This is a genomic window from Geodermatophilus obscurus (assembly GCF_900143215.1).
Lineage (GTDB): Bacteria > Actinomycetota > Actinomycetes > Mycobacteriales > Geodermatophilaceae > Geodermatophilus > Geodermatophilus obscurus_A.
The window spans coordinates 163,381-187,825 of sequence record NZ_FRDM01000006.1 but is presented as its reverse complement, the minus strand read 5'-3'; the positions used below and the strand labels follow the sequence as shown (position 1 = coordinate 187,825).

Genomic DNA, 24,445 nt, shown 5'->3' with positions numbered 1-24,445 from the left:
CGTCACCGGTCGTGCTGCTGCTCGACGGTGGCCCGCATCCGGTCCTCCTGCTCGCGCAGCTCGGGGGTCATCGCGTCGCCGAAGTCGTCGGTCTCGAAGACCTGCCGGACCTCGACCTCGCCCCCGCGGAACGGCGCCCGCCGCGCCCACTGCTCGACCTCCTCGCGGGAGCTCACCTGCAGGACCCAGAAGCCGGCGATCAGCTCCTTGGTCTCGGTGAACGGGCCGTCGACCACGGTGCTCTTCCCGTCGGCGTCGTAGCGGACCCGGAAGCCGCGGGAGCTGGGGTGCAGGCCCTCACCGGCGAGCATGACGCCGGCCCGGACCAGCTCCTCGTTGTAGGCGCCCATCTCGGCGAGCTCCTGCTCGGTCGGCATCACGCCGTTCTCGGTGTCCTGGTCGGCCTTGACGATCACCATGAAACGCATCTCTGGTCCCTCCTCGGGCGGGAGCGGTCGCGGCCCGGTCGGCCGGCGGTCCACCGTCCCCCCGCCTCCACGTCGAACGGGCGCGAGCCGGATCGACACGGGCGGCAGATCCTTCCCAGAACGGTCCGTCAGATCCAGCGCGGCAGCTCCGGCAGGTCGCCGTCCGCGGCGAGCCCCTCTCCCCGGCTGCGCCCGGTGAGCCAGCCGGTGACCGCCGGCAGCGGCCCGGAGACGGCCACCGCGCCGCTCCCCCACTCCCGGTCGCCGGCGAAGACGACGACGTCCGGTGTCTCGCCGCGCCGTGCCCAGGCGTCGAGCACCTCCTCGCAGATCGCCGTCTGGACCTCCTCGGCGGCGTCGGCGAAGCCCACACCGGCGTCGAGGTCGACGGCGTGCACGACCACCTCGATGCAGCGCATCCACGGCACCTCCGAGGCGGGCACCTCCCGGCCCTGCATGGTGCGCACGGTCGCCGACCACGCCGGCCCGGGGAGCCCGCGGACGGCGTCGGCGAACCGGGCGGCCGCGGTGACGTGGTCGGTGCGCAACCGCGCCGCCTCCAGCGCGGCGGTCTCGGCGATGCCGGCGTCCCGGGCCTCCCGCGAGGGGTACATCGGCGTCTCCTCGCCGGTGCGCGCCCAGGTCAGCAGGTTGCCCAGCGCGCCGGCGTTGCGGATGACGTGGGCCACCACGTGCCGCCGGTCCCAACCCGGGCACAGCGAGGGCCGGTCGAACTCCTCGTCGGTCAGCCGGCCGAGCGCCGTGGCGAACAGCCGCTCGCCGTCGGCCCACCGGTCCAGCGTCTCCTGCGGTGCGGTCACGCCTGCTCCCTCCGAGCGGCGCCGGCGCCGGCCGGCGGTGAGCCCCCGACGCTAGGGGCCCGGAGCGTCCGGCACGACCCGGCCGGTGCGTCGGACGGCGTCCCCGCGGGTAGCGCCGCGACATGAGCGAGCAGACGGGCCCCGGGGGCTTCGCCCAGCGGATCGGCGCCCAGGTGGAGGATGCCGACGACGGCGGTGCGCGGATCGCCTTCGAGGTGCGCGAGGAGCACCTCAACCCGGCGGGCACGGTGCACGGCGGCGTGCTCGCCACGCTGGTCGACACCGCCATGGGGCAGGCGGTGCGCACCACCACCGGGGAGGGCGAGGTGCCGGCGACCAGCCAGCTCACCGTCACCTACCTGCGCCCGGGCACTCCCGGACCGCTCGTCGTGACCGGCCGGGTCCGCACCCGCGGAGCGCACCTCACCGTCTGCGAGGCCGAGGTCGAGCAGGACGGCGAGGCGGTCGCGCACGCCGTCGCGACCTTCGCGCTGCTGCACCGCTGACCCGGCTGTCCGACGCACCGGCGGTCTTCACGTTCTTCCGTGAGTTCATCCGACGAGGGGTCGAGGTCCCGTGGCACGACCAGGGGCCGGGACCGGACGACGTCCGGCCCCGGCCCCCGTCGCGGGCACTCAGCCGCTCATGCGCGAGCGCAGCAGCGCCTTGCCCTGCTCGGCGCCCTTGCGGCTGTCGCTCTGCGCCTTGCGGAACAGGTCGGCGATCTCGTTGTCACCGTCCCGTTCCGCGTCCTGGACATAGGTCTCCAGCCGCAGCGCATTGCTCAGGCACTGCTCGGTGAACCAGATGAGGTTGTAGTCCTTGTCCTTGGTGCCGGTGACGTCGCCGCTCTCACTCATCGCGTTCCTCCTCGACGGTTGCTCGCGCACTCGCGCGCCGGCACCCCCGTGGCGGCTGCCACGGACGACGTCGGCAGAGCCAGTGCAGCGGATCGGCCGCCGCAGCGGAACCGGTGCGTGCGCGCCGAGTGCCTGCTGGAACGGCCCTCCTGCAGTAGAAGGACCCCGTCCTCCTCACGGCTCGCGAGCTCGCGGCGAGCCTCCGGACAGGGCCTGGCGCGAGCCTGCGCGCGACGGGGGCAGGAAGGTCCTTCGTCAGCTCGGGCGGATGCCGGCGAGCTCGCGGGCGGCCGCGGCCGCATCGGTGTCGAGCACGCGGGCACGCTCGTGGCGCTCGATGAGCTGGTGGTAGCGGGTCCACGCCTCCTCGGGCCGGATGCCGAGCGCCTCGGCGATCTGCTCCCAGGAGGCACCGCCGCGCAGGGCGGCGCGGAACCCGGTCAGCTGGCTGTCCCGGGCCTTGTGCGCGACGACCTCACCGAGCGCGAGCAGCTCCAGCGACTCGGCGACGTCGAGCGACGTGGTGGCCGACCGGAACGAGGTCCAGTCGTCGGCGTCGACGTCCTCCGCGGTGTTCAGCGTGGTCTCCCCGCTGTCCCGCCGGTTGAGGAAGTCCAGGCGGGTGACGGCCGTCGTCAGGGAGAACTCCTGCTCGAGGGCGTCGGGTGTGATGCTCATGCGGCATCCCATCCCCGGCCCCGACCGCCGGTCAAACCCGGTGCGACCCAGATCTCCCGGAGTGGCCGTGTCCGCTGCGAGCCCCGACCGACCGCGCGTGGTCGCACACGTCGCGGTCTCCCTGGACGGCGCCACCACCGGCTTCGCCGCCGACGTCGCCGCGTTCCACGAGCTGGCCACGACGTGGCGGGAGGACGTCACCCTCACCGGAGCGGACACGATCCTGGCCCAGGAGGAGGCGCTCGCGGCCGCACCGCAGCCGGGTCCGCGCCCGGACGGGCCGCTGCTGGCCGTCGTCGACAGCCGGGCCCGGGTGCGTCGGTGGACGGCGCTGCGCGACGCCGGCCACTGGTCGGGCGTGCTGGCCGTCTCCAGCGCGCAGACGCCGGGGCTGGTCGACGAGGTGAGCCTGCTCGTGCACCCGGTCCTCGCCGGGACCGCGAGCGACCGTCGCTGGTTCGGAACACAGCCGCCGGCCACCGCCCTCGCGCTGCAGGATGTGCGGCAACTGGCCGGCGACCTGGTGTGGCTGCGCTACCGGCCGGCTCCCTGAGACGCCGCGAGGGCCCGCTCCCGGGTGGGAACGGGCCCTCGCGAGGGGGTGGTGCGACGTCAGCTGTCGACGCCCACGGCCTCCTTGGCCAGCGCGGCCAGCTGGGTCTGGGTGGCGTTGACGACGCTGGTCCGGTTCTTGTGGGTCTCCTCGTAGCGGATGATCACCCGGACGTCGTGCGCGCTCTTGAGCTCCTTGACCGCCTTGATGGCGTCCTGGGTGGACAGCGAGTCGTAGCCCTTGATCGGCAGCTCGTCGGCGCTGACGTCGCCGAGCTCCTCGCGGGCGGCCTTGGCGGCGTTGGCGGCGTCCTTGTTGCCCTCGCGACGGGCGATCCGCTCGGCCCGGCGCAGCGCGGCGCTGCGGCCGACGGTCAGCGTCTCGCGGACGGCGTCGGTGAAGGAGGAGGCCTTGTCGGTCGCCTCGTTCAGCCGCTCACCGGCCTGCTCGCGGCGCTGGTGCACCGACTCGACGACCTCGTTGACCCGGTTGGCCCAGAAGCGGACCGGGGCGTTGGCGGCGCGGGCGGCGGTGCCGGCGACCCGCTGCAGCGCGGTGGCCTGCAGCGCGGCCGGGCCACCCATGGCCTCCTCGGCCAGGACGACGGTCAGCCACTCGACGGTGGCCTTGTGCGCGGCGATCAGCCGCTCGGCGAGCTGGCGGACCTTCGGCAGCTCGGCCTGCTCGGCGAGCACCTTCACGTAGGTGGCGCGGTCGAGCAGCTGGTGCTCCAGGTTGAGGTCCTGCAGCAGGGCCTCCTCGAGCGGCTCGGCCTGCTCGAAGCCGGCCTTGAGGACGGCGGAGAGGCGGCCCACGACGGGGGTCACGACGTCCGGCACGCCACCCAGGGCGCGCAGCTGGTCGGTGATGTCCCGGGTGCGCTCGGCGGCGTGGTCGGCGTTCTGGGTGAGCTCACGACGCACGGCCTCGGTGCGAGCCTGCGAGATGCGGGTCCGAGCGACCTGCTCCTCGGTCTGGGTCAGCAGGACGAGGGCGCGGAGCTGGTTGATGATCTTGGCGTTGTCGGCCATAGCGGGGGGAACTCCAAAAATCGGGGATGACCTGACGTCCTGAGCATGCCCGGTATTCGCCGCCCGCTAACTCCTGCAAGCGCATTGCTTGCTGTGAACCGCATCACCCCGTGTCGACGAGTCGGCACGGCGTCCTCCGCCCGGGCCGCCTGTACCCAGGCCCGGGCGGCCGGCGCTCAGCGCGCGGGAACGGCCGGCCTGCCCGGGCGCTCCAGCCGCAGCACCGGCTGGGTCAGCTCGTCGGCCAGCGGCGACCGCGGCCGCGGCGACGGAGCCGGGGACGGGGGGACCGCCGCGCCGCAGCCGACGCAGAACCGGCCCTGCTGACGGGCCGCGCCGCACTTCGCACACGCCGACATCGGCGTCCTCCTCGCTCCCGGGAAGTCCGGCGACTTCGCTCGGCGGCACCCTGCCAGGTGGCGACCTCCCGTGGCGCGGGATGGGACGGGTGGGGCGAGCTGTCGCAGGACTGTTGCGAAGCGCTCAGCGCAGCAGGTCCAGCAGCCGGTCCAGGAGCGGCACCTGGCCCCTGACCAGCTTCTCCCGCGCCTCGTCGAGGGGCAGCCAGGCGGCGCGGTCGATCTCGGGGAACTCCTGCAGGCGACCCGAGCGCGGCGGCCACTCGAGGGGAAAGGTGTTGCTGACGGCGGCCGCCGCGTCGAAGTCGCCCTCCGCGGCCCAGGCGGTGAGCCGCTTGCCGCCCGACTGCCGGACCTCACCGAGCGGGACGAGGTCGGTGGCGGGTGCCGCGGACCCCATCTCCTCGGCGAACTCGCGCAGCGCCACGTCGCGGGGTTCCTCGTCGGGGCCGTGCTCGCCCTTGGGGATCGACCAGGCGCCGGCGTCCTTGCGCGCCCAGAACGGGCCGCCCATGTGCCCCACCAGCACCTCCACGCCGCGGTCGGGGTGGCGGCGGTACAGCAGCAGCCCCGCGCTGGTCCTCGGCATCCCGCTGCTCCCCTCTCCCCCGGCAGGCTCCACCCTTGCTTACAGGAGGAAGCAGCGGTCGAGCTCCCGGGGAAGGAACCGCCGGCCGCCGTCCCCGGTCGGCTCGGCGCGGTGGACGCCTCGGTCCCCACCCCACTGGTCCACTGGGCGAGCTCGCCGGGGGGAACCGCCCTGGCTCCCCGAGACGGCCAGGTCAGCGCCCGGTCCACCGCGGCGGACGCTTCTCCAGCCGGGCGGCGATGCCTTCCTCGCGGTCCTCGGACAGGTACGGGTTCGGCCCGACGTCCAGCCGCAGCGCCTGCCACAGCGGCAGCTCGAGGGCCTTGACCGCGGTCTCTTTCATGCGGCGGACCGAGATCGGCGCGTTGAGGGCGATCTGCTCGGCGAGCCCCAGTGCCGTGGGCAGGACGTCGTCCGCCGGCACGAGGCGGTTGACCAGCCCCCACCGCTCGGCGACCTCGCTGGTCACGTACTCGCCGGTGTAGAGCAGCTCCAGGGCGATGCCCATCGGGATGCGCTTGGGCAGGACGACGGAGCCGAAGTTGGCACCCATGCCGATCTTCGCCTCGGGCAGCCCCATGGGGACCCCCGGCGCGGCGACGCGGAGGTCGCAGGCCAGGGCCAGCTCGAAGCCGCCGGCGACCGCGGCGCCGGCGATCGCCGCGACGATCGGCACCGGCGTCTCGGTGACCACCTCGAACAGGGCTCGGGTGGGCCGGTTCATCGGCGGGCGGAACCGCTCGCCGCGGAGGTCCTGCTCGCGGATCTCCGTGAGGTCGAAGCCGGCGCAGAAGGCCGGCCCGTTGGCGGCCAGCACGACCGCGCGGACGTTCCCGTCCTCGGCACAGCGCAGCAGCTCCTCGACCAGGTCGGCCTGCAGCGCGGCGGACAGTGCGTTCCGGCGCTCCGGCCGGTCCAGGGTGAGCACGCGGACGTGCCCGCGCTCGTCGACGACCAGTCCCGACTCCCGGCGCTGCGGATTGCCCATGCCAGCAACCTGGGGCACCCCGCCGCCTCGGCGCAACTGCGGGCGGACCGGCCCTCATCGGCGCCCGACTGCGGCGCCGTGACCCTCCGCAGGGGCCTCTGGCCGGATCCGGAGTCAGTCCCGCCCCACCTGTCCCACCCACCCCAGACGCCTCGGCGGCCTGAGGGGACCGGTCCGTCCGGACCGGTAGACAGGACGCCATGAGCACCACGCAGGTCCGGACCGCCGACGCGAGCAGCCGGCCGGCCGTGGCGATCCAGGCGACCTCGACGCCGGTGCTCAGCTACGCGCTGGCGCACAACCGCGTCCCGGTGGTCTCCCGGCTGGCGTTCACCAACCACGGCGGCGCGGTGCGCGGAGCGACCGTGCGGCTCGGCGTGCGCGACGCCGAGGGTCCGATCGGCACCCCCGTCGAGCTGCTCGTCGACCTCGACGCCGGCCAGAACACCGTGCTCAACGACGTCGGCCTGGTCATGGACCCCGCGGCGATGCTGCAGATCGAGGAGCAGCGGCCCGGCTCGATCGAGATCGATCTGCTGGTGGACGGCGAGGACGTCGGGGGCACCGCCGTCCCGGTGCAGGTCCTCGCCGCCAACCAGTGGCTGGCCGCCCCCGTGCCGCTGGCGCTGGAGATGCTCGCTGCGCACGTGATGCCCCACCACCCGACGGTGACCGCGCTCATCGGCGAGGCCGCCGAGCTGCTCGAGCGGGGCACCGGCAGCGGGTCGGTGCAGGGCTACCAGTCCGGCCCCGAGCGGGTCGACGAGATCGTCGCGGCGCTGACCGAGGCGATGCACCGCCGCGCCATCCGCCACACCGAGCCCCCGGCCTCCTGGGCCGAGGTCGGGCACAAGGTGCGCACTCCCGGGGACGTCCTCGACGGGCGGGTCGGCACCTGCCTGGACACCGTGGTCACGCTGGCCGCCGCGCTGGAGCAGGCCGGCATCCGGCCGCTGCTGTGGGTGGCCGAGGGCCACTCCTTCCTCGGCTACTGGCGCGAGGAGCGCAGCGCGGAGAGCGTCGCCACCACCGACGTCGCGCCGCTGGTCGACCTCGTCGACCTCGGCCTGATCCGGCTGGTGGAGACCACGCTGCTCACCAGCCGCGGCTCGGCCGGCGCCGACCTGCACGCCCCCGCCTACAGCGCCTGGCTGGCGGGCGCCGGCGACCTCGACCGGGTCCTCGGCGTCACCGACGTCCACCGGGCCCGCCGCGACGGCATCGTGCCGCTGCCGGCCCGCACCCGTGGCCGGGACGGCACGGTGCAGGTGGTCGAGTACCGGCCGGCGGTGCACAGCGTCGCGGCGCGCCCGGTCGAGCGGACGCCGGTCGCGTCGGCGCCGGGCCGCCCCGAGATCCCGGCCCGGGTGCACAAGTGGAAGAACAGCCTGCTGGATCTTTCGCTGCGCAACCGGCTGATCAACTACAGCGAGCGGGCGGGCCTGCCGCTGACCGTGCCGGCGTCGCACCTGACCGCGCTCGGAGACCTGCTGCACAGCGGCACCGCCGTCCAGCTGCTGCCGGACGACCGCATCGCCGCCGTCCACCGCGAGCGCGGGCTGTCCTCGGCCCGCGACCTGCCGGCCGCGCAGCTCGCCGAGGTGCTCGTCGAGCGCCGCGCGGTGCACGCCGAGGTCAGCGAGGGCGGCTACCTGCCACGGCTGCGCAACCTCGCCTACCGGGCCAGGACCGTGCGCGAGGAGACCGGCGCCAACAACCTCTACCTGGCCCTGGGCAGCCTGGTGTGGGAGCTCGACGGTCGGCCGCTGCGCTCCCCGCTGGTGCTGGTGCCGGTCACGCTGACCCCGACCAGCCGCAACGGCGTCTACCGGCTCGCCCTCGACGACACCGGGTCCAGCACGCCGAACCACTGCCTCCTGGAGAAACTGCGCCAGGTGCACGGCCTGTCCGTCCCCGGGTTGACCGAGCCCGGCGAGGACGGCGCCGGCATCGATCTGGACAAGGCCCTGCAGGCGATGCGCCAGGCGCTGGCCGACGCCGGCCTCCCGCACCGCGTCGAGCCGACCGCCGACCTCGCCGTCCTCCAGTTCGCCAAGTACCGGCTCTGGAAGGACCTCGACGAGCACTGGGCCGACCTCACCACCAACCCGCTGGTGCACCACCTCGTGCACCGGCCGACCGAGGCCTTCGCCGACCCGGCCCTCGACACCGCGGGCGCCACCGACCTCGACGAGCTGGCCGCGGCGTGCCCGGTGCCCGCCGACGCCTCTCAGCTGCGTGCGATCGCCGAGGCGGCCGCCGGGCGCACGTTCGTGCTCGAGGGCCCACCCGGCACCGGCAAGTCGCAGACCATCACCAACCTGCTCACCCGCGCGGTCGCCGACGGCAAGCGGGTGCTGTTCGTCGCCGAGAAGCGCGCGGCCCTGGACGTCGTCTCGCGGCGGCTCGAGGCGGTCGGCATGGGCCCGTTCGTCCTCGACCTGCACGACCGCGGCGCCAAGGCCGCAGGAGTGCGCGCCCAGGTGCGGGCCGCGCTCGAGCACGCGGTCGCCGTCGACGCCGAGGGCTCTGCGGTCGAGGAAGGGGACGCCGGCTCCGACGACCTCCGCTCGGCCCGCCGCACCCTGGCCCGCTACGCCGACCGGCTGCACGCCGAGAACGCCGCCGGGCTGTCGTACTACACGGCGCGGACGGCGGTGCTGGCGATGCGGGACAGCGCCCCGACGCTGCCGGTCTCCCCCGCCTTCGTCGCCGCCGCGTCCCCGGAGACGCTGACCGCGGTGCGCCGCGCGCTGGCGCTGTTGCCCGACATCGCGGACATGGTGCGGCCCTCGCCGCGGCACGCCTGGGCGTTCGTCGACACCGCGCAGGTCGACCTGCTGGCCGCGCAGCAGACCGCGGCCGCCGTCGACCGGACCGTCCGCGACCTGCCGAGCGAGCCGCACCTGGCCCGCGCGCTGCGCGAGGTCCGCACGCCCGCCGACCTCGATGCGCTCGCCCACCTGCTCTGCGGCCCCGCGACGACGCTCGACGTCCTCGACGAGGTGCCGACCGAGCGCTGGAACGTGGCGACGACGACCGTGCTCGGCGAGGTCGCCGCGTTCAGCAGCGCCGTCCACCCCGGCCTGGAGCTGGCCACGCCGGCGGCCCTGGAGCTGCCGCTGCCCGACCTGTACGTCGCCGCGCAGACCGCGCAGGCCGGCCGGTTCATGGCCCGCCGGGCCGGGCTGACGGCCGTCCGCGACCAGCTGCGGCCGGTGCTGCGGCCGGGCGTGTCGGTCAAGCTCGGCGACGTCCCCGAGCTGGTTGCTCAGCTGTGGCGGCTGCAGACCGCCGCCCGGGGCATCGTCGCCCGCGCCTCGGTGATCCCGGGCCTGGCCGTGCCGCCCACCTGGAACCCGCTGGCCGAGCCCGAGCTGCTGGTCGGCCAGGTCGAGTGGCTGGAGCGGGCCGGCGCCGCCACCGACAGCGCCAGCGAGTTCGCCGTCGCGCTGCGCCGCTGGGTGGTGCAGGGCGAGGGCCCCGACCCCGTCGCCGGCGCCGCCGTCGCCCGGCTGCGGGACACCGTCACCGCGCTGCTGCGGGTGTGCCGGAGCAACCCGCGCCGGCTGGCCGAGTGGGCCGGGGACGACGGCCTGGTGCTGCGTTGGCAGATGACCCGGCCCGAGCGCGGTGTCGAGCACACCGGGCTGATGTCGCTGCGCCGGTGGGCCGATCTCGTCGACACCCTCGAGCCGCTGCGCGTCGCCGGGCTGCACGAGGCCCGGGCGCTGCTGGTCACCGGCGAGCTGCCCGCCGAGGACGCCGTCCGCGCCTTCGAGCGGGGGCTGGCGCGGGCCTCGGTCGCCGAGCGCCGCGACGCCTCCGGGCTCGACGACTTCGACGCCGACGCGCACGAGCGGGCGATCGCCCGCTACACCGCCGCGTCCCGGGCGGTGCGCGCGCACCTGCGGTCGGCGCTGCCGGCCTCGCTGCTCGCCGCCCGGCCGTCCGCCGCCGCGGACGCGGAGGTCGGTGCCCTGCGGCAGGAGCTGGCCAGGGCCCGCGGGGGGCTGGGCGTGCGCGCGCTGCTGGCCCGGTACGGCCGGCTGGTCACCACCGTGATGCCGTGCGTGCTGGTCAGCCCGGACTCGGTGGCCCGCTTCTTCCCCGCCGAGGCCGGCCTGTTCGACCAGGTCGTCTTCGACGAGGCCTCGCAGATCCGGGTGGCCGACGCGGTCGGCGCGCTCGGCCGCGCGCAGGCCGCCGTCGTCGTCGGGGACAGCCGGCAGATGCCGCCGACGTCGTTCGCCGAGCCGACCTACGGCGTCGCCGAGGACGACGCGGTGGAGCTGCTGGGTACCGCGGTGGAGGACGAGGAGTCGATCCTCTCCGAGTGCGTGCAGGCCCGCGTGCCGCGGCAGTGGCTGTCCTGGCACTACCGCAGCCAGGACGAGTCGCTCATCGCGTTCAGCAACGCCACCTACTACGACAAGCGGCTCTCCTCGTTCCCCGCGCCGACCCACGGCCGGCCCTCGGCGGACGTCGACGGCCGCGGCATCTCCCTGGTGCGGGTCGAGGGCACCTTCCACCGCACCGGCGCCGGGCGGCTGCTGCGCACCAACCCGATGGAGGCCAAGGCCGTCGTCGCGGAGGTGCGCCGCCGCTTCGACGCCTCCCCGGACGCCCTCCCCTCGATCGGCGTGGTCACCTTCAACGCCCAGCAGCGGACCTACATCGAGGGCCTGCTGCGCGACGCCGGGGACGAGCGGCTGGTCGAGGCACTGGACCGCACCGACGGCGAGGGGCTGTTCGTCAAGAACCTGGAGAACGTGCAGGGCGACGAGCGCGACGTCGTGCTGTTCTCCACCGGCTTCAGCGTCGACGACCGCGGCGTGCTGCCGCTGAACTTCGGTCCGCTGAACCGGGTCGGCGGCGAGCGGCGGCTCAACGTCGCGGTGACCCGCGCCCGGCGGCAGGTCGTCGTCTTCTCCTCCTTCGACCCCGCGCAGCTGCGCGCCGAGCAGACCTCGTCGGTCGGCGTGAAGCACCTGCGCGCCTACCTCGACCTGGCCGCGCTGGGCACCGACGCGCTGCCGCGCGACGCCCGGCCGGTCGCGGTTCCCGACCGGCACCGCGAGGAGATCGCGGCGGCGCTGCGCGACCGGGGTCTGGGCGTGCGCACCGACGTCGGCCTCTCGGAGTTCCGCGTCGACCTGTCGGTGGCCCGGGCCGGGACGCCGGACGAGCCGGGCCTGGCCGTGCTGCTCGACGGTCCGGCGTGGGCCCGGCGGCGCACCGTCGGCGACCGCGACGGCCTGCCGGTCGAGGTGCTGTCGGGGATGCTGGGCTGGCCCGCCGTCGAGCGGGTCTGGCTGCCGGCGTGGCTGCGCGACCGCGAGGCGGTGCTCGACCGGCTGGTCGCCGCGGTGGAGGCGCTGCCCGCCGCCGCTCCGCCCTCCGCCGTGGCGAGCCCAGCCGCTCCGACGCCCGTCGTCCAGGGTCCGGCCATCTCCCCGGAGAGTGCCGTCGTCCCGCCGGTGCCCGCGCCCGCCGAGCCGCCGGCGCCCGAGGTCCGCTCGATCGTGCCGCTGCGCGCTGCGCCGCCGGCCGTCGTCGAGACCGTGCTGCCCGAGCCCGTGGCGGCCTCTTCCGCAGGAACCGCCGAGGCCCCGGCGGCCGCACCGGCGGCACCGGCCGCCCGGCCGGCCCGGCGCGGGCCGCGCAGGCCGGCTTCCCCGCAGCTGGACGGCGAGATCCCGTTCGCGCCGTGGACACCCAGGGGCGGCCTGGAGCGCAAGGCGCTGGACTCGCTGGACGACCCGCGGGCCGCCCGCACCGTCCGGCGGGTGCTGACCGCCGGTCTCAAGGCGGAGGGCCCGGTGCACCGCGACCGGCTGGTGCGGATCGCGGCGGGCGCCTTCGGGCTCTCGCGGGTCAGCGAGGCACGCCGCGACACGCTGCTGCGGCTGCTGCCCGACGGCGTCGTCGACGGCGATTTCGTCTGGCCCTCGTCGCTGGACCGGGCCGGCTGGACCGGCTTCCGCCGTCAGGCGGCCGGCGCCGACCGGCCGCTGGAGCACGTCGCGCCCGAGGAGGTCGGCAACGCCATGGTCGCGCTGTGCCGCGCCACCGGGGAGCTGGCCGAGGACGAACTGTTCGCGCGCACCGCCGAGGTCTTCGGCTACCGCCGCCGGACACCGTCGCTCACCCCGCTGCTGCAGGCCGCGCTGACCCGGGTGCTGGACGGCGGCCGGCTGGTGCGGCAGGAGTCCGGCGCGCTCACCGCCGGCTGACCCCGCCGGCCCCGCAGGGGAGCAGGCGGTCCTCCTCGGTCCGGCGGGAGGAAGGTGCACGTGGGTCCGCCGGCCCGGGGCGAAATGGGGGAGGTCCCGGATGGTCGTCGGCACGGGGAAGCGTTCACCCTGGCGGGACCGGATGGACGCACGGGCGGCCGACTCCCACCTCGCTCCCAGGTAGGGGACCTAGCCTCGGCCCCACCGCCGTCGATGGGAGGCCGTACCGCGTGGACGAGGCACTCGACCCCGCCGGGGCGGTCGCCGACCTGGCCGGGACCCGCCAGATCGGCCTGCTCGAGCCCGGCGACCCGGACCGCATCGGCCCCTACGACCTGCTGTGCCGGCTGCCGCGTGGCGGCCAGGGCGCCGACGTGTTCGTCGGCTCGGCCGGGCCGGACGGCGCGCTGGTCGTCATCAAGCGGCTGCCCGAGGGCGCGCCGGACCTGGCCCGCAAGCGGCTGGCCCGGGAGGTCGAGAACGCCGCCCGGGTGAAGAGCTCGCGGGTCGCCGCGATCGTCGACCAGGACCTCGAGGCCGAGGCGCCCTACTACGTGCAGGACTACGTCTCCGGAACGCCGCTGGACGAGTTCATGGCGCACCGCGCGGGCGGGCTCAACGCCGAGGAGCTGCGCCGGATCGCCATCGGCCTGCTGCGGGCGCTGCGCGACGTGCACGCCGCCGGCGTCGTCCACCGGGACGTGAAGCCGGGCAACATCATCATCTCCGGGGACGACGTGTGGCTGGTCGACTTCGGGATCAGCCGCTACATCGGCCCCGAACCGCCGTCGGGCACCGCGACCACCGGGATGGCGGCGCTGGGCACCAAGCTGTTCGCCAGCCCCGAGCAACTGGCCGGAGCGGTGCTCACCGAGGCCAGCGACGTCTACAGCTGGGGCATGGTCATCGCCTTCGCGGCCGGCGCCGTGCACCCGGTGGACCCCGACGACACGATGCCCGACTCCGACTACTACCTGGCGCTGCGGGCCGGCCGGCTCGACCTCACCCGGGTGCCGGCCAACCTGCTCGACAGCGTGGAGAAGGCGCTGCGCTTCAACCCCGAGCGCCGCCCGACCGTGGCCCAGCTGGCCCGCCAGGTGGAGCAGCGCACCCGCTGGCTCGGCGAGACCTCGCAGATCCCCGACCCGCGGACGACGGTGCGCGACCTGCAGTCGCTGGGCGCGGTGGCCGAGGCGGCGCGCTACGAGCTGGCCCGGCTGGAACGGGCGGTCGCCGACACGTGGACCGGCTTCGCCGTGGCCGCCGCCACCATGGTGCTGCTGGGCATCGTCGCCGGGCTGCTGCTGGCCGTGCTGTACCACGCGGTGTTCTGAGCAGGAGTGTGCCGAACCGTGCTGTCCTGATCCCCGACCCCCGAGGAGGAGCACCGTGTCCGGGATGTACGAGCGTGCGCTGGCCCAGCAGCGGCTCGACGCGCGCCGCCAGCGGTTCCGCGAGCGCCAGCGGCTGCTGCTGGCGATCCTCGCCGTGACCACCGTCGTCTTCTTCGCGCTGTTCGTCCGCTGACGATGCGCCGCCGCCGCGTCTGCCCCCGCTGCCTGGAGCCCCTGACCGCGCCGGTGTGGCGCGACGTCACCGGTGCGCCGGCCCGGCCGCCGGTGGAACGCCGCACCCGCTGGCAGCGGCTGCTCGACCCCCTGCGCACCGACCCGCTGCCGCTGCCCACCGTCCGGGACGCCGCGTACGCGGCCGCGGCCAACGTGGTGCCGACCTGCCCACGCGGGCACCGGCTGCCGCCGGAGTACCTCGACCGGCCGACGGTCGTCGTCGGCCTGGTCGGGCTGACCGGCGCGTCGAAGAGCACCTACCTGACGGTGCTCATCGACCTGCTGCACGAGGGGGCGCTGGCGCCGCTCGGCATCTCCGTGGAGATGGACGAGGAGAGCGCCGCCCGCTTCGACGACCACCGCTACCGGCTGCTGGTGCAGCACCAGCAGCTGCCGCTGACCCTGCCGCTGCTGGGCGAGGGCAGCTCCCCCGACCCGTTCATGCTGGTGCTGCGCGGCACCGGCCGGAACGGCGCCGAGCGCACGGTCAACCTGGTCTTCTTCGACGCCTCCGGCGAGCAGCTCTACCGCAGCGAGGACATGGGCCTGTACGGCAAGTTCCTCTACGCCGCGGACGCGCTGCTCGTCGTCCTCTCCCCCGGCGTCTTCCCGCGGCTGCGCTCGCTGGCCGACCCCGGGGAGGACTCGATGGGCCTGGCCCGGCACACCCAGATGGTGGTCAACCTGGCCAACGTGCTGCGCGCCGCCCGCAACCTGCCGCCCGACGCGCACCTGGACGACGTCGCGACGGCCGTCGTCCTGAGCAAGGCCGACAAGCTGCGCGGCGTGCCGGACTTCCCGGCCGAGACGCTGCGCGACCCGGACCTGGGCGCGATGCCGCTGGCCCACTGGTCCGCCGACGTGCGGACCACCAGCTCCCGCCTGGTCGACTTCCTCGAGGTCAGCGGCGGGTCGAACCTGCTGACGGCGGTGCTGCACCGGCTGCCCCGGCCCACCGTTCACGCGGTCTCGGCCACCGGCGCCGACGCCCGGGACGGCGGCTACCCGCGGATCGCCCCGGTCGGCGTGCTCGATCCGCTGCTGGTGCTGCTGGCCCGCGCCGGCTTCCTGTCCGAGGAGGGGCTGGACGCCGAGGAGCACGGTGCCGGCCTGCGCGGCGAGTGGTCGCGGTGAGCGGCCGGGCCTGCCCGCAGGCGCTCTACACCTCGGCCAGCCGCACCCTGGAGGGGCCGGGCTTCGGCGTCTACGCCCACTCGGCGGACTGGCCGGGCGAGGTCGGCCGGACCCGCAAGGCGCTCGGCGCGCTGGTCGGCTTCCGGCCCGCGGACGGCGAGGCCTACGGAGTGCTCTCCCGCGGCACGGGCCGGGTGCTCTACCGCGCGGTCGCCGCCCGTGCCGACGGCTTCGGCCGTCCCGGCAACTACCTGGTGCACCTGCTGTGGGACTCGAGCGGCCGGCTCGGCGCCCGGGAGCTGCTGGCGCTGCGCCGGACGGGGCGGTTCCTCGACGCGCTGCCCGAGGGCTCCTCCCCCACCGCCGAGCTGCCGCCGCTGCGGGTGGCGCTCGCCGACCGGGCCGCGCCGGCGCTGACCCCCGACGAGGTCGACGCGCTGACCCCGCCGCTGGCCGGGCTGCTGGCCGTCCTCGCCCGCGGCTCGGGCAGCTGCGCGTTGCCCGCGCGGACGGCGTCGGGGCGGGAGGTGGCCGAGGTGCTCCTCGCCGTCCTGCCGCGCGCGCTGACCGCCGGCGTCTCGCTGCACGCCGGCCCGCGGGAGGACGACGGCGACACCGCGCCGGTGCGCGTGCAGCTCACCGGCTCGCCGGCGCCGGCGGCGGCCGGGCCGCACGACACCGAGCGCGCCCGCACGCTGCTCGAGGCGGCCAGCAAGGCCGAGCTCGCGCCCGACGACCTGGCCGACCTGCGCCGGGTCGACGCGTGGCTGTTCGCCGACGCCTGGGCCGAGCAGGACGCTGCCGCGCTGTCGGCCGACCAGGTGGCGAGCGTGCTGGAGTCCTCGGCCGCGCCGGGCTGGCTGGCCCGTGGCGACAACGCGGCCACGACCCTGGAGGTCGCCGCGGGCAGCGCGGCGGTCGAGGCGGCGCTGCGGGCGGCGGTGGACCGGTGGCCGGCGGTCGCCGAGCTGGTCCGCGGCCGGGTGCTGGCAGCGCTGCTGGACGAGGTGTTCGACGGCGCCGAGGGCCCGGCCGAGCTCTTCGTCGAGGTCGCCGGGATCGGGCAGCGGCACCTGTGCGCGGCGCTGGCCGACGAGGTGCGCCGCGGGCGCCGGGTGGCCCGGCTCGACCGCGCGGCCGGTCTGCTGGTCGAGCAGGCGCTGACCCTCGGGGTGGACCTGCCGCTGCTGGGGCTCACCGGGGAGACGTGGGAGCTGGCGCTGCTGGCCACCCGCCGTCCGGTCGTGGGGGACGCGCTGGTCGCGCAGTGGCGGTCCGGCGGTGGCTGGACGGCGGAGCACGGCGCGCTGCTCGGGCACCTGCTGGTCGCCGATCCGGGATGGCTGGCCCGGCTGGGCGACGCCGTCCCGGTCTCGGCGCTGCCACCGGCGCTGCGGTGGGCGGCGCTGCGCCTGGACGTCGCCGGGGTCGGAGCCCTGGCCGAGGCGGTCGCGACCGGGGACAACGCCGGGCGCGGATGGGCGCTGCGCGAGGTGGTGTTCGGCTCCGAACTGCCGGCCGGCGACGTGGACCAGGTGCTCGGCCGGCGGCTGGAGCTGCTGCTGGTCGACGACGGCTGGCCGCGGGAGCTGGCCGAGTCGTTCGCCCGCAGCCGCGGCGACTCCCCGTTCCGCCGCCGTCGCCGCGGCGAGTGAGGAACCCCCTGTTCCTCTGCAGTCCCACCCGGCACAGCCGCCCCCGCGCGTCCCGGATGTGCCGGGCCCAGCTCCTAGCCTCGGTGGAGCCCACGCACGGAAGGACCCTCATCGTGGCCAAGCACCTGCTGGACGAGACCGCCGAGTTCGCCCTCCCCACCGTGGGACGGCACGCGGCGGACGGCGAGGACGACCCCGGCGACCGGACGCAGCGGTTCGACGCCGGCGTGCGTCGCCAGCCGCCGGTCCCGGGCCGCGCGGAGGCCGACGGCCGCAGCCGGTAGGGCGGCGCGCCGACCGGGCCTGATGCCGGCCGGGCAGCACGACGCCGTCGGTCCCGACCGGCTTCCGGGAGCACCCCACTCCGCGCGACTCCTTTCCGCCCTGCGGGCAGGAGGAGCCGGGCACGGTGGCGCCCCCAGCCGGACCACGTCCCCGGCCGACCTCAGCCGTTGCTTCCCATGCGGAACAGCGCCCGAGGTCGCCGACCCCTTCAGGGCGGCCCCGTCCCGGATCCCGCCCTGAGCCCTGACGGCCCCGTGCAGGGTCCCGCCGCCGGCCCGTCCCGGGCTTGCGGGGGGCAAGGGGACCTCCAAGGGGAGGGCGGGGTCCTCTCTCAGGTGCGGCCGAGGCCGACCAGCGTGACGTCGTCGGTGTCCGGCGGGTCGAGCGCGGCGAGCACGTCGTCGAGCAGCGCGTCGGGCTCGCTGCCGGCCGCGGCGGCGGCGCACAGCGCGTCCAGCCGGTCCGGCAGCGGGACGTCGCGGCGCTCCACCAGCCCGTCGCTGTAGAGCAGCAGCCGGTCCGGGCCGGCCAGTCGGAGCCGCGTCTCGGCGTAGTGCACCTCGTCGAGCAGGCCCAGCGCCGGGCCCCGCCCCTCGCCGAGCAGCCGCACCCCGTCGGCCGTCGCGTGCAGCACCGGCAGGTGGCCGGCACTGGCGATCGCGACCTCCCCTGTCCGCGGGTCCAGCTCGGCGACGACCGCGGTGGCCAGCTCGCCGGGCAGCAGCGCGGCGATCACCTCGCCCAGACCCCGCAGCGCGGCGGCCGGGCCGCGGTCGCGCAGCAGGTGGGCGCGCAGCGCGTGCCGCAGCTGCGCGGTGACCGAGGCGGCGGCCAGCCCGTGCCCGGCGACGTCCCCCAGCACGATCGCCAACCGGCCGCTGGGCAGCGGCACCAGGTCATACCAGTCGCCGCCGACGACGTCCGCGGCGCTGGGCCGGTACCGGGCGGCAAGCGCGACGCCGGGGACCTCCGGCAGTGCGTCGAGCAGCAGGGTCCGCTGCAGCGCCGCGGCCATCCGGTCGTCCTCGGTCGCCCGCTGCAGCACCGACCCGGTGAGGTGCGCGGCCAGCGCCCGGGCGGCGGCGACCTCGTGCCCGCGCCACGGCGTCGCGGTTCCGCGCACCGTCTCCCGCCAGGCGGTGAACGAGCGGCGCGGGCTCAGCCGGGGCCCGGCCCCGGTCTCGACCGTCGTGGACGTGTACGGGTTGCCGCCCCAGGTGACCTCGCGCGGGGTCTCCGGCCGGAACCAGGCCAGGAAGTTCCCGCGCCCGCCGCCGACCTCGACGGCGAGCAGCCCGCTGGCGGTGTCGGCGACGTCGGCCGCCGCGGGCACGACGCTGCCGAGCGCGTCGGTGGACAGGCGGCCCTGCGCCAGCAGGGCGGCGACCAGCCCGGGCACCCGGTCGACCGGCGGGGTGCTGCCGAGCAGGTGCAGCCGGCCGTCGAGGCGGACGGCGGAGCCGGCGGCGGGCAGCAGGTCCAGCACGGTGGGCGTCCCCCCGGTGAGCGCCTGCGCCGGTGCCCGCGGGGTGCGGCCGAGCGCGGCCACCAGCTCGGCCTGCCGCTGGGCGACGGCGACCACGCGGCCCTGCTCGCCGGCCTCGACCGTGGTGTGCAGCAGCAGCGAGGCGGTCCGGCCGAGGAACTCCGCGGCCACCCGGTCGGCGTAGGAGGGGCGGTGCGGACCGCTGTAGGAGTGGCAGGAGACCAGCCCCCACAGCCGGCCGCGGTCGATGAGCGAGACCGACATCGACGAGACGACGCCCATGTTGGCCAGGTACTCCAGGTGCACCGGCGAGACGCTGCGCAGCACGGCGGCGGAGAGGTCCAGGGGCCGGCCGGTGACCGGGTTCGTGGCGGGCTCCAGCGGTACCGGCCGGTAGGTCGCGTCGGGGATCAGCCGCAGCCAGTTGGTCGCGTACAGCGCGCGGGCCTGGGCGGGGATGTCGCCGGCCGGGTAGCGCAGGCCGAGGAAGGGTTCGAGGTCCGCGCGCCGGTCCTCGGCGACCACCTCGCCGTTCCACTCGGGGTCGAAGCGGTAGACCATCACCCGGTCGAAGCCGGTGAGCGCCCGGACGTCGCGGGCCAGCGCCGCGGTGAGTTCCTCGAGGGTGCCGGCGGCCGACAGGCGCTGCAGCACCCGCGGCAGCCGCCGGTGCCAGGCCGCGCCGGCCTGCTCGGCGCCGGCGAGCGGCTCCCACTCGGTGACCAGCAGCCCGTCGGCGCGGTGGACGACGACGTCCAGCTCCGCGCCGGCGACGGTCACCCGCAGCGGGTCGAGCTCGGCGAGGTCCCCGGCGAGACCGGTGCGCAGCCGGTCGAGGTCGGCGGGGGCGAGCACGTCGGCCAGCGACGCCGGTTGCGTGCCGAGGACGTCGGCGGCGTCGGCCGAGGCGACGACGACGGCGAGGTCGGGCTCGGTGACGGCCAGCAGGGCGCCGTGCGGCTGGATCGCGCCGGGAACGGCGATCGGCTCGTCGGCGCAGCGCTGCAGCGCGTCGTCGTCGACCCCCGGCACATCCGGCTCTGCCCTCTGGCCCGACTCCGCGCCGCGGTCCGCTCCTCGCTCGTTCCTCACTGCGGTGCTCCCGCAGCTGTCGTCGGGCGCGGCGTGGTGGCGGTCAGCGTCATCGCCGGCCGACCCTACGGACCGACTCCATCGTCCGTCAGGCTCGGCGACTCGACGATCGGCACCAGCGCCCGCAGCTCCAGCAGGTCGACCACCAGCCGCACCGGCCGGTTGGCGCGGGGGCAGACCACCTCGAGGGAGACCCCGTCGGCGGCGGCGCGGCGGGCGATGCGCGCCAGCTGCCGCGCGCCCGAGCTGTCCAGGAACGTCGTGTCGGTCAGGTCGACGACCAGGGACTGCGGCTGCTGGGACAGCTGGGACTCGACGGCCTCCGCGAGGCGCGGAGCGGTCGCGATGTCCAGTTCGCCGCGTACTGTCAGCGCCGGCCGTCCGAGGACCGTCGTCGGTTCGACGTCGAACTGCACCGCTCGGTCCTCCCATCGACGACGTTGGAACCCGAGCAGCCTAGATGCCTTCGGGCGGGAGGGGTGGACCTGGCATGGACATCGCCTTCGCCGTCCACCTACCGGTGGACACCGGCAGCGTCCCCCTCATCCGCGGGCTCTGCCGCCAGGCACTGGAGCACCTGGGTGTCGAGGGCACGGTGGTCGACGAGATCTCGCTGGCGCTCACCGAGGCCTGCGCCAACGTCGTCCAGCACGCCGGGGAGCACACCCTGTACGAGGTCGCGGTGGCCATCGACGACCGGCTGTGCCGGATCAGCGTCGTCGACGACGGCGAGGGCTTCGACCCGAGCACTCTCGCCGAGGGCGGCGAGCACTCGCCGCTGGAGGACGGCCGCGGCCTGCGGCTCATGCAGGCGCTGGTCGACCGGCTGGACTTCCGGCACGAGGCCGACGGGCGGCACCGGGTCACGCTGGAGAAGCGGCTGACGCCGCACCCGCCACTGCGCCTGGTCGACCCCGTCTGAGCATGGCGGCCGCAGGGGACGTCCTCCAGGACCGCTACGAGCTCCGGTCGCTCATCGCGACCGGCGGCATGGGCGAGGTGTGGCGCGCGCAGGACCGGGTGCTCGGTCGCGAGGTGGCGGCCAAGGTGCTCAAGAGCGAGTACACCGGCGACCCGGTGTTCCTGACCCGCTTCCGCACCGAGGCGCGCCTGTCGGCCGGGCTCACCCACCCGAACGTCGCCGTCCTGCACGACTACGGGGAGTCCGAGCCGGCGTCCCCCGGCGGCGACCGGCTGGTCTACCTGGTCATGGAGCTGGTCGACGGCGAGCCGCTGTCGGCGGTGCTCCGGCGCGAGGGCCGGCTGGCACCGGAGCGGACGCTGCGGCTGCTCGGCCAGGTCGCCGCCGGGCTGGGCGCCGCCCACGCGGCCGGGATCGTGCACCGCGACGTGAAGCCGGCCAACCTGCTGGTCCGCCCCGACGGCACCGTGAAGATCACCGACTTCGGCATCGCCTGGTCGGCCGCGAACGCCACCGTCACCCGCACCGGCCACGTCGTCGGGACGGTGCAGTACCTCGCCCCCGAGCTGGTGCAGGGGCAGCGGGCCACCCCCGCCGTCGACGTCTACGCGTGGGGCACGGTCGCCTACGAGTGCCTCGCCGGCCGCCGTCCCTTCGACGGGCCGGACCCGGTCGAGGTCGCGATGCGGCGGGTCGCGGAGACGCCCGCGCCACTGCCGGCCGACGTCCCCGCACCGGTCCGCGCGCTGGTCGAGCGCACCCTCGCCACCGATCCGGCCGGGCGGATCCCGGACGGCGCCGCGCTGGGTGCGGCGGTGGCCGAGGCCGTCGCGGGCCGCGCCCCCGAGCCGGAGGACGAGCGGACGGCGACCCGCGTGCTGCCCGTCGTCCCCGCACAGCAGCCGGTCACCGCGACGCTGCCGGTCGGCCCGGTCGCGGCCACCGCCGTCGGCCCGGTCCTCCCCGGGCTCGACGACGAGGACGCCGGGGAGGTCGAGGAGGTCGACGACCGCGGCCGGGTGCGCCGGCTGGTGGTGCCGGTGCTCGTCGGGCTGGTGGCCAGCGCGCTGGTCGTCACCGGGCTGGTGCTCGGCTCGCGCGACGTGCCGGCTCCCGCCGCCCCGGCGGCCGCTCCGGCCACGACCGCGCCGGTGACGTCCGCGGCGCCGCGACCCACGAGCCCCTTCGTCCGGGTGGTCGCGGCCGAGCACGTCGGTTCGTCGGTGGCCGAGGTGCAGGCGTGGCTCACCGGCCTGGACCTGCCGGTCGCGCTGGTCGCCGTCGAGCGGGCCGACGTCCCCACCGGACAGGTCCTCGCGCTCGCGCCGACCGGCGACCTCCCGGTCGGGACGACGGTGACGGTCACCCACGCGGTCGCCCCACCGCCTCCGTCCCCGCCGGCACCGGCGCCTCCCACCGTGCCGACCTCCGGGTCGGTGAGCGACGACGGGGACCGCGGGAAGGGCAAGGAGAAGAACGGGGACCGCGGGCGCGGTCGCGACAAGGACGACGACTGACCGTCCCGACCGGGTAGTGCGGGGGTCGACGGCGGCGCGGACGCGCTCCCCCGCCGCGTTCCGCACCCGGACGAGAGGGCCAGGACGAGGAGCATGGAGAAGATCAGCGACCGGCTGCTCAACTGGGCGTCGATCCTCGAGCCGACCACTCGCACGCAGGCCGAGCGCACCGCCTCGATGCCCTTCATCCACCCGCACGTGGCGCTGATGCCCGACGCGCACCTCGGGCTCGGGGCGACCGTCGGCTCGGTGATCCCGACCGACCACGCGATCATCCCGGCGGCCGTGGGGGTCGACATCGGCTGCGGGATGACGGCCGTGCGCACCCAGTTCACCGGGGACCACGTCCGCGGCCGGAACCTGGCGACGCTGCACGAGCAGATCTCGCGGGCGATCCCGCTGTCGGCCGGCCGCCACAACAAGAAGCTGCGCGGGACGGCGGCGGCGCGGGCCGAGGAGCTGCGCGACCTGCCGGGTGCCGCGCAGGCCGACGGCGACGCGCACAACTGGCCGCTGCAGCTGGGCTCCCTCGGTTCGGGCAACCACTTCATCGAGGTCTGCCTCGACGAGGACGACCGGGTGTGGCTCTTCCTGCACTCCGGCTCGCGCGGCGTGGGCAACCGGCTGGCGTCCAGGCACATCCGGGTGGCTCAGGAGCGCTGCCGCGACATGGACCTGCCCGACCGCGACCTGGCCTACCTGGAGGAGGGGACGGCGGAGTTCGACGCCTACGTCGAGGCGCTGCACTGGGCGCAGCGGTTCGCCGCCCTCAACCGCGAGGAGATGATGGACCGCCTCGCCGAGCAGGTCTCCCGGTTCCTCGGCGAGGAGGTGCACCGGGCGCAGGTCGTGCAGTGCCACCACAACTACACCGAGCGGGAGACCCACTACGGCTCCGAGGTGTGGCTCTCCCGCAAGGGCGCGATCTCCGCGCGGACCGGCCAGTGGGGGCTGATCCCCGGCTCGATGGGCGCGGCGTCCTACGTCGTCGTCGGCAAGGGCGACGTCGAGTCGCTGACCTCGGCACCGCACGGCGCCGGGCGCAACCACTCGCGGAGTGCCGCGCGGCGGATGTTCACCCGTGCCGACCTCGACCGGCGGATGAGAGGCATCGCCTGGGGCCGCTCGGACGCCTTCCTCGACGAGCACCCCGACGCGTACAAGCCCATCGACCGGGTCATGGCCGACGCGGCCGACCTGGTGGAGGTGCGGCACACGCTGCACCAGGTGGTCAACGTCAAGGGCGACTGACCCGCCGACCGTCTGCCGTGTCGGGTCTACTTGACTTGATGTCCAGTAGACCCGACACTTACCGCCGTGGGACGGACCTCGGCGAAGGGGCGGCGCAACGCGGTGCGCGCGGCCCGCACCGCGTCGGGGCTGACCCAGGCCGATCTGGCGGGCGCCGTCGGGGTGACGCGGCAGACGGTGGTGGCGGTCGAGGCGGGGGACTACGCGCCCTCCGTGTACCTCGCGCTCGCCATCGCCGCCCGCCTCGGCCGCACCGTCGAGCAGCTGTTCGGCGAGCAGCCCGGGGCCGACCGGTCCGGGCGGGAGACCGACGTGGAGGTGGGCCGGTGAGCGGGGACGACGACGTGCAGCCCGATGGACGGAACGGCTGGTTCCTGCGCGCGGCCGGGGTGGTCGGCGACCTGGACCACCCCTTCTACGAGGAGGAGCGCCAGCGCGACGTCTGGAACGAGGCCTGCGCGGTCGGGCTGCAGGTGGCGCTGTGGCTGGGCCTGGCCCTGGCCGCGGCGATGGTGTGGCTGGGCGGGGCCACCGCACTGCCGTACGCGCTCGCGGTCTTCGCCCTCCTCGCCGGCGTCACCTCCTGGGTGACCGTCTCCTACGCCCAGCGCTTGGGTGTCCGCGTGGAGGACCCGGCCGGAGTCCTGCGGCTGCGGCTGGTCCCCTACCTGGTGCTCCTGGCCCTGTTCCTCACCGGTGTGGTCCGGGCCGCACCGTCGGACGGGTTCGTCGGCGGGCTGGCCCAGGGCGCCGCGGTGGGCGGCGCGGCCGGGACGCTGTGGCTGCTGGCGAGCGGCCTGCGCGCCCGGCGCCGCACGCGGAGCGAGGAGGCCTGATCCGGCTCGAACGGCGTGTCGGAACGTTCCGGTGATGGGCCATTCCATTGTCCACCAGCGGTTTTCGCCGGACGCTGTTAACGTCTGGAACAGGTCGAAGAGCTGGCCTGACACGCTCGTACGTGGGGACGTCGTCGGTCGGCAGCGGCTGGCCCG

General features: G+C 75.8%; 23 protein-coding genes. 13 read left to right on the top strand and 10 right to left on the bottom strand.

Features of this window, described 5'->3' with window-relative positions; all coding sequences use genetic code 11:
- Positions 1 to 2: 2 nt before the first annotated feature.
- Together BUB17_RS08800 and BUB17_RS08795 are read right to left on the bottom strand one after the other, a co-directional pair.
- A complete protein-coding gene (locus BUB17_RS08800; RefSeq protein WP_072916552.1) occupies positions 3 to 428 on the bottom strand; it encodes a YciI family protein in 426 nt (141 codons plus the stop codon).
- Between the two features lie 128 nt (positions 429 to 556).
- Positions 557 to 1,249, bottom strand: coding sequence for a maleylpyruvate isomerase family mycothiol-dependent enzyme (locus tag BUB17_RS08795; RefSeq protein ID WP_072916549.1), 693 nt, complete (start codon positions 1,247 to 1,249; stop codon positions 557 to 559).
- Between the two features lie 122 nt (positions 1,250 to 1,371).
- On the opposite strand from BUB17_RS08795, the gene BUB17_RS08790 reads away from it, so the two are divergent.
- Positions 1,372 to 1,755, top strand: a complete 384-nt coding sequence (locus BUB17_RS08790) for a PaaI family thioesterase (protein ID WP_072916547.1) — start codon at positions 1,372 to 1,374, stop codon at positions 1,753 to 1,755.
- Positions 1,756 to 1,884: 129 nt separating this feature from the next.
- On the opposite strand, the gene BUB17_RS08785 is transcribed toward BUB17_RS08790, so the two are convergent.
- Positions 1,885 to 2,109: a hypothetical protein gene (locus BUB17_RS08785; protein ID WP_072916544.1), complete on the bottom strand. Its 225-nt coding sequence runs from the start codon at positions 2,107 to 2,109 to the stop codon at positions 1,885 to 1,887.
- Between the two features lie 255 nt (positions 2,110 to 2,364).
- Positions 2,365 to 2,787, bottom strand: coding sequence for a hypothetical protein (locus BUB17_RS08780; RefSeq protein WP_072916541.1), 423 nt, complete (start codon positions 2,785 to 2,787; stop codon positions 2,365 to 2,367).
- 97 nt (positions 2,788 to 2,884) lie between these two features.
- On the opposite strand from BUB17_RS08780, the gene BUB17_RS08775 reads away from it, so the two are divergent.
- Complete coding sequence (locus BUB17_RS08775) at positions 2,885 to 3,340, top strand: hypothetical protein (protein WP_208983346.1); 456 nt, start codon at positions 2,885 to 2,887, stop codon at positions 3,338 to 3,340.
- Positions 3,341 to 3,399: 59 nt separating this feature from the next.
- Here BUB17_RS08775 and BUB17_RS08770 read toward each other — a convergent pair whose 3' ends face one another.
- The 4 genes from BUB17_RS08770 to BUB17_RS08755 form a co-directional block, all read right to left on the bottom strand.
- On the bottom strand, positions 3,400 to 4,371 hold the full coding sequence (locus BUB17_RS08770; protein WP_072916534.1) for a hypothetical protein: 972 nt from the start codon (positions 4,369 to 4,371) through the stop codon (positions 3,400 to 3,402).
- Between the two features lie 176 nt (positions 4,372 to 4,547).
- Positions 4,548 to 4,730 carry a hypothetical protein gene (locus tag BUB17_RS26750; RefSeq protein ID WP_072916531.1) on the bottom strand — a complete coding sequence of 61 codons (183 nt, stop codon included), beginning with the start codon at positions 4,728 to 4,730 and terminating at the stop codon, positions 4,548 to 4,550.
- Positions 4,731 to 4,854: 124 nt separating this feature from the next.
- Positions 4,855 to 5,319: an NUDIX hydrolase gene (locus BUB17_RS08760; protein ID WP_072916528.1), complete on the bottom strand. Its 465-nt coding sequence runs from the start codon at positions 5,317 to 5,319 to the stop codon at positions 4,855 to 4,857.
- A gap of 193 nt (positions 5,320 to 5,512) precedes the next feature.
- Entirely contained in the window at positions 5,513 to 6,307 is a 795-nt protein-coding gene (locus BUB17_RS08755) for an enoyl-CoA hydratase/isomerase family protein (RefSeq protein ID WP_083606181.1), read from the bottom strand.
- A gap of 200 nt (positions 6,308 to 6,507) precedes the next feature.
- Between BUB17_RS08755 and BUB17_RS08750 the strand changes: the two genes are divergently transcribed.
- The 6 genes from BUB17_RS08750 (at position 6,508) to BUB17_RS26740 (ending at position 17,184) form a co-directional block, all read left to right on the top strand.
- The gene (locus tag BUB17_RS08750; RefSeq protein ID WP_072916525.1) at positions 6,508 to 12,543 is read left to right on the top strand and encodes a DUF4011 domain-containing protein; all 6,036 of its coding nucleotides are present in this window, start codon (positions 6,508 to 6,510) and stop codon (positions 12,541 to 12,543) included.
- A gap of 230 nt (positions 12,544 to 12,773) precedes the next feature.
- Complete coding sequence (locus BUB17_RS08745) at positions 12,774 to 13,877, top strand: serine/threonine-protein kinase (RefSeq protein ID WP_072916521.1); 1,104 nt, start codon at positions 12,774 to 12,776, stop codon at positions 13,875 to 13,877.
- A 55-nt stretch (positions 13,878 to 13,932) separates the two neighbouring features.
- Positions 13,933 to 14,070 carry a hypothetical protein gene (locus BUB17_RS26745; protein WP_175561322.1) on the top strand — a complete coding sequence of 46 codons (138 nt, stop codon included), beginning with the start codon at positions 13,933 to 13,935 and terminating at the stop codon, positions 14,068 to 14,070.
- 2 nt (positions 14,071 to 14,072) lie between these two features.
- Entirely contained in the window at positions 14,073 to 15,245 is a 1,173-nt protein-coding gene (locus BUB17_RS08740; protein WP_072916517.1) for a TRAFAC clade GTPase domain-containing protein, read from the top strand.
- Positions 15,242 to 16,900, top strand: a complete 1,659-nt coding sequence (locus BUB17_RS26030) for a GAP1-N2 domain-containing protein (RefSeq protein WP_141242958.1) — start codon at positions 15,242 to 15,244, stop codon at positions 16,898 to 16,900. Before BUB17_RS08740 ends, BUB17_RS26030 begins: the two co-directional genes overlap by 4 nt.
- A 113-nt stretch (positions 16,901 to 17,013) precedes the next feature.
- Positions 17,014 to 17,184, top strand: a complete 171-nt coding sequence (locus tag BUB17_RS26740) for a hypothetical protein (protein ID WP_175561321.1) — start codon at positions 17,014 to 17,016, stop codon at positions 17,182 to 17,184.
- 332 nt (positions 17,185 to 17,516) lie between these two features.
- Here the strand turns inward: BUB17_RS26740 and BUB17_RS08730 are convergent, their stop codons facing one another.
- The gene (locus BUB17_RS08730) at positions 17,517 to 19,703 is read right to left on the bottom strand and encodes a SpoIIE family protein phosphatase (RefSeq protein ID WP_072916508.1); all 2,187 of its coding nucleotides are present in this window, start codon (positions 19,701 to 19,703) and stop codon (positions 17,517 to 17,519) included.
- A gap of 125 nt (positions 19,704 to 19,828) precedes the next feature.
- A complete protein-coding gene (locus BUB17_RS26735) occupies positions 19,829 to 20,179 on the bottom strand; it encodes an STAS domain-containing protein (protein ID WP_175561320.1) in 351 nt (116 codons plus the stop codon).
- A gap of 74 nt (positions 20,180 to 20,253) precedes the next feature.
- Between BUB17_RS26735 and BUB17_RS08720 the strand changes: the two genes are divergently transcribed.
- The 5 genes from BUB17_RS08720 (at position 20,254) to BUB17_RS08700 (ending at position 24,289) form a co-directional block, all read left to right on the top strand.
- Positions 20,254 to 20,685, top strand: coding sequence for an ATP-binding protein (locus tag BUB17_RS08720; RefSeq protein ID WP_072916506.1), 432 nt, complete (start codon positions 20,254 to 20,256; stop codon positions 20,683 to 20,685).
- 2 nt (positions 20,686 to 20,687) lie between these two features.
- Entirely contained in the window at positions 20,688 to 22,202 is a 1,515-nt protein-coding gene (locus BUB17_RS08715) for a serine/threonine-protein kinase (RefSeq protein WP_072916502.1), read from the top strand.
- A gap of 93 nt (positions 22,203 to 22,295) precedes the next feature.
- A complete protein-coding gene (locus BUB17_RS08710) occupies positions 22,296 to 23,453 on the top strand; it encodes an RtcB family protein (RefSeq protein WP_072916499.1) in 1,158 nt (385 codons plus the stop codon).
- A 66-nt stretch (positions 23,454 to 23,519) separates the two neighbouring features.
- The gene (locus BUB17_RS08705) at positions 23,520 to 23,783 is read left to right on the top strand and encodes a helix-turn-helix transcriptional regulator (protein WP_072916497.1); all 264 of its coding nucleotides are present in this window, start codon (positions 23,520 to 23,522) and stop codon (positions 23,781 to 23,783) included.
- On the top strand, positions 23,780 to 24,289 hold the full coding sequence (locus BUB17_RS08700; RefSeq protein WP_083606175.1) for a hypothetical protein: 510 nt from the start codon (positions 23,780 to 23,782) through the stop codon (positions 24,287 to 24,289). The genes BUB17_RS08705 and BUB17_RS08700 overlap by 4 nt, the downstream gene beginning before the upstream one ends.
- Positions 24,290 to 24,445: the final 156 nt, after the last annotated feature.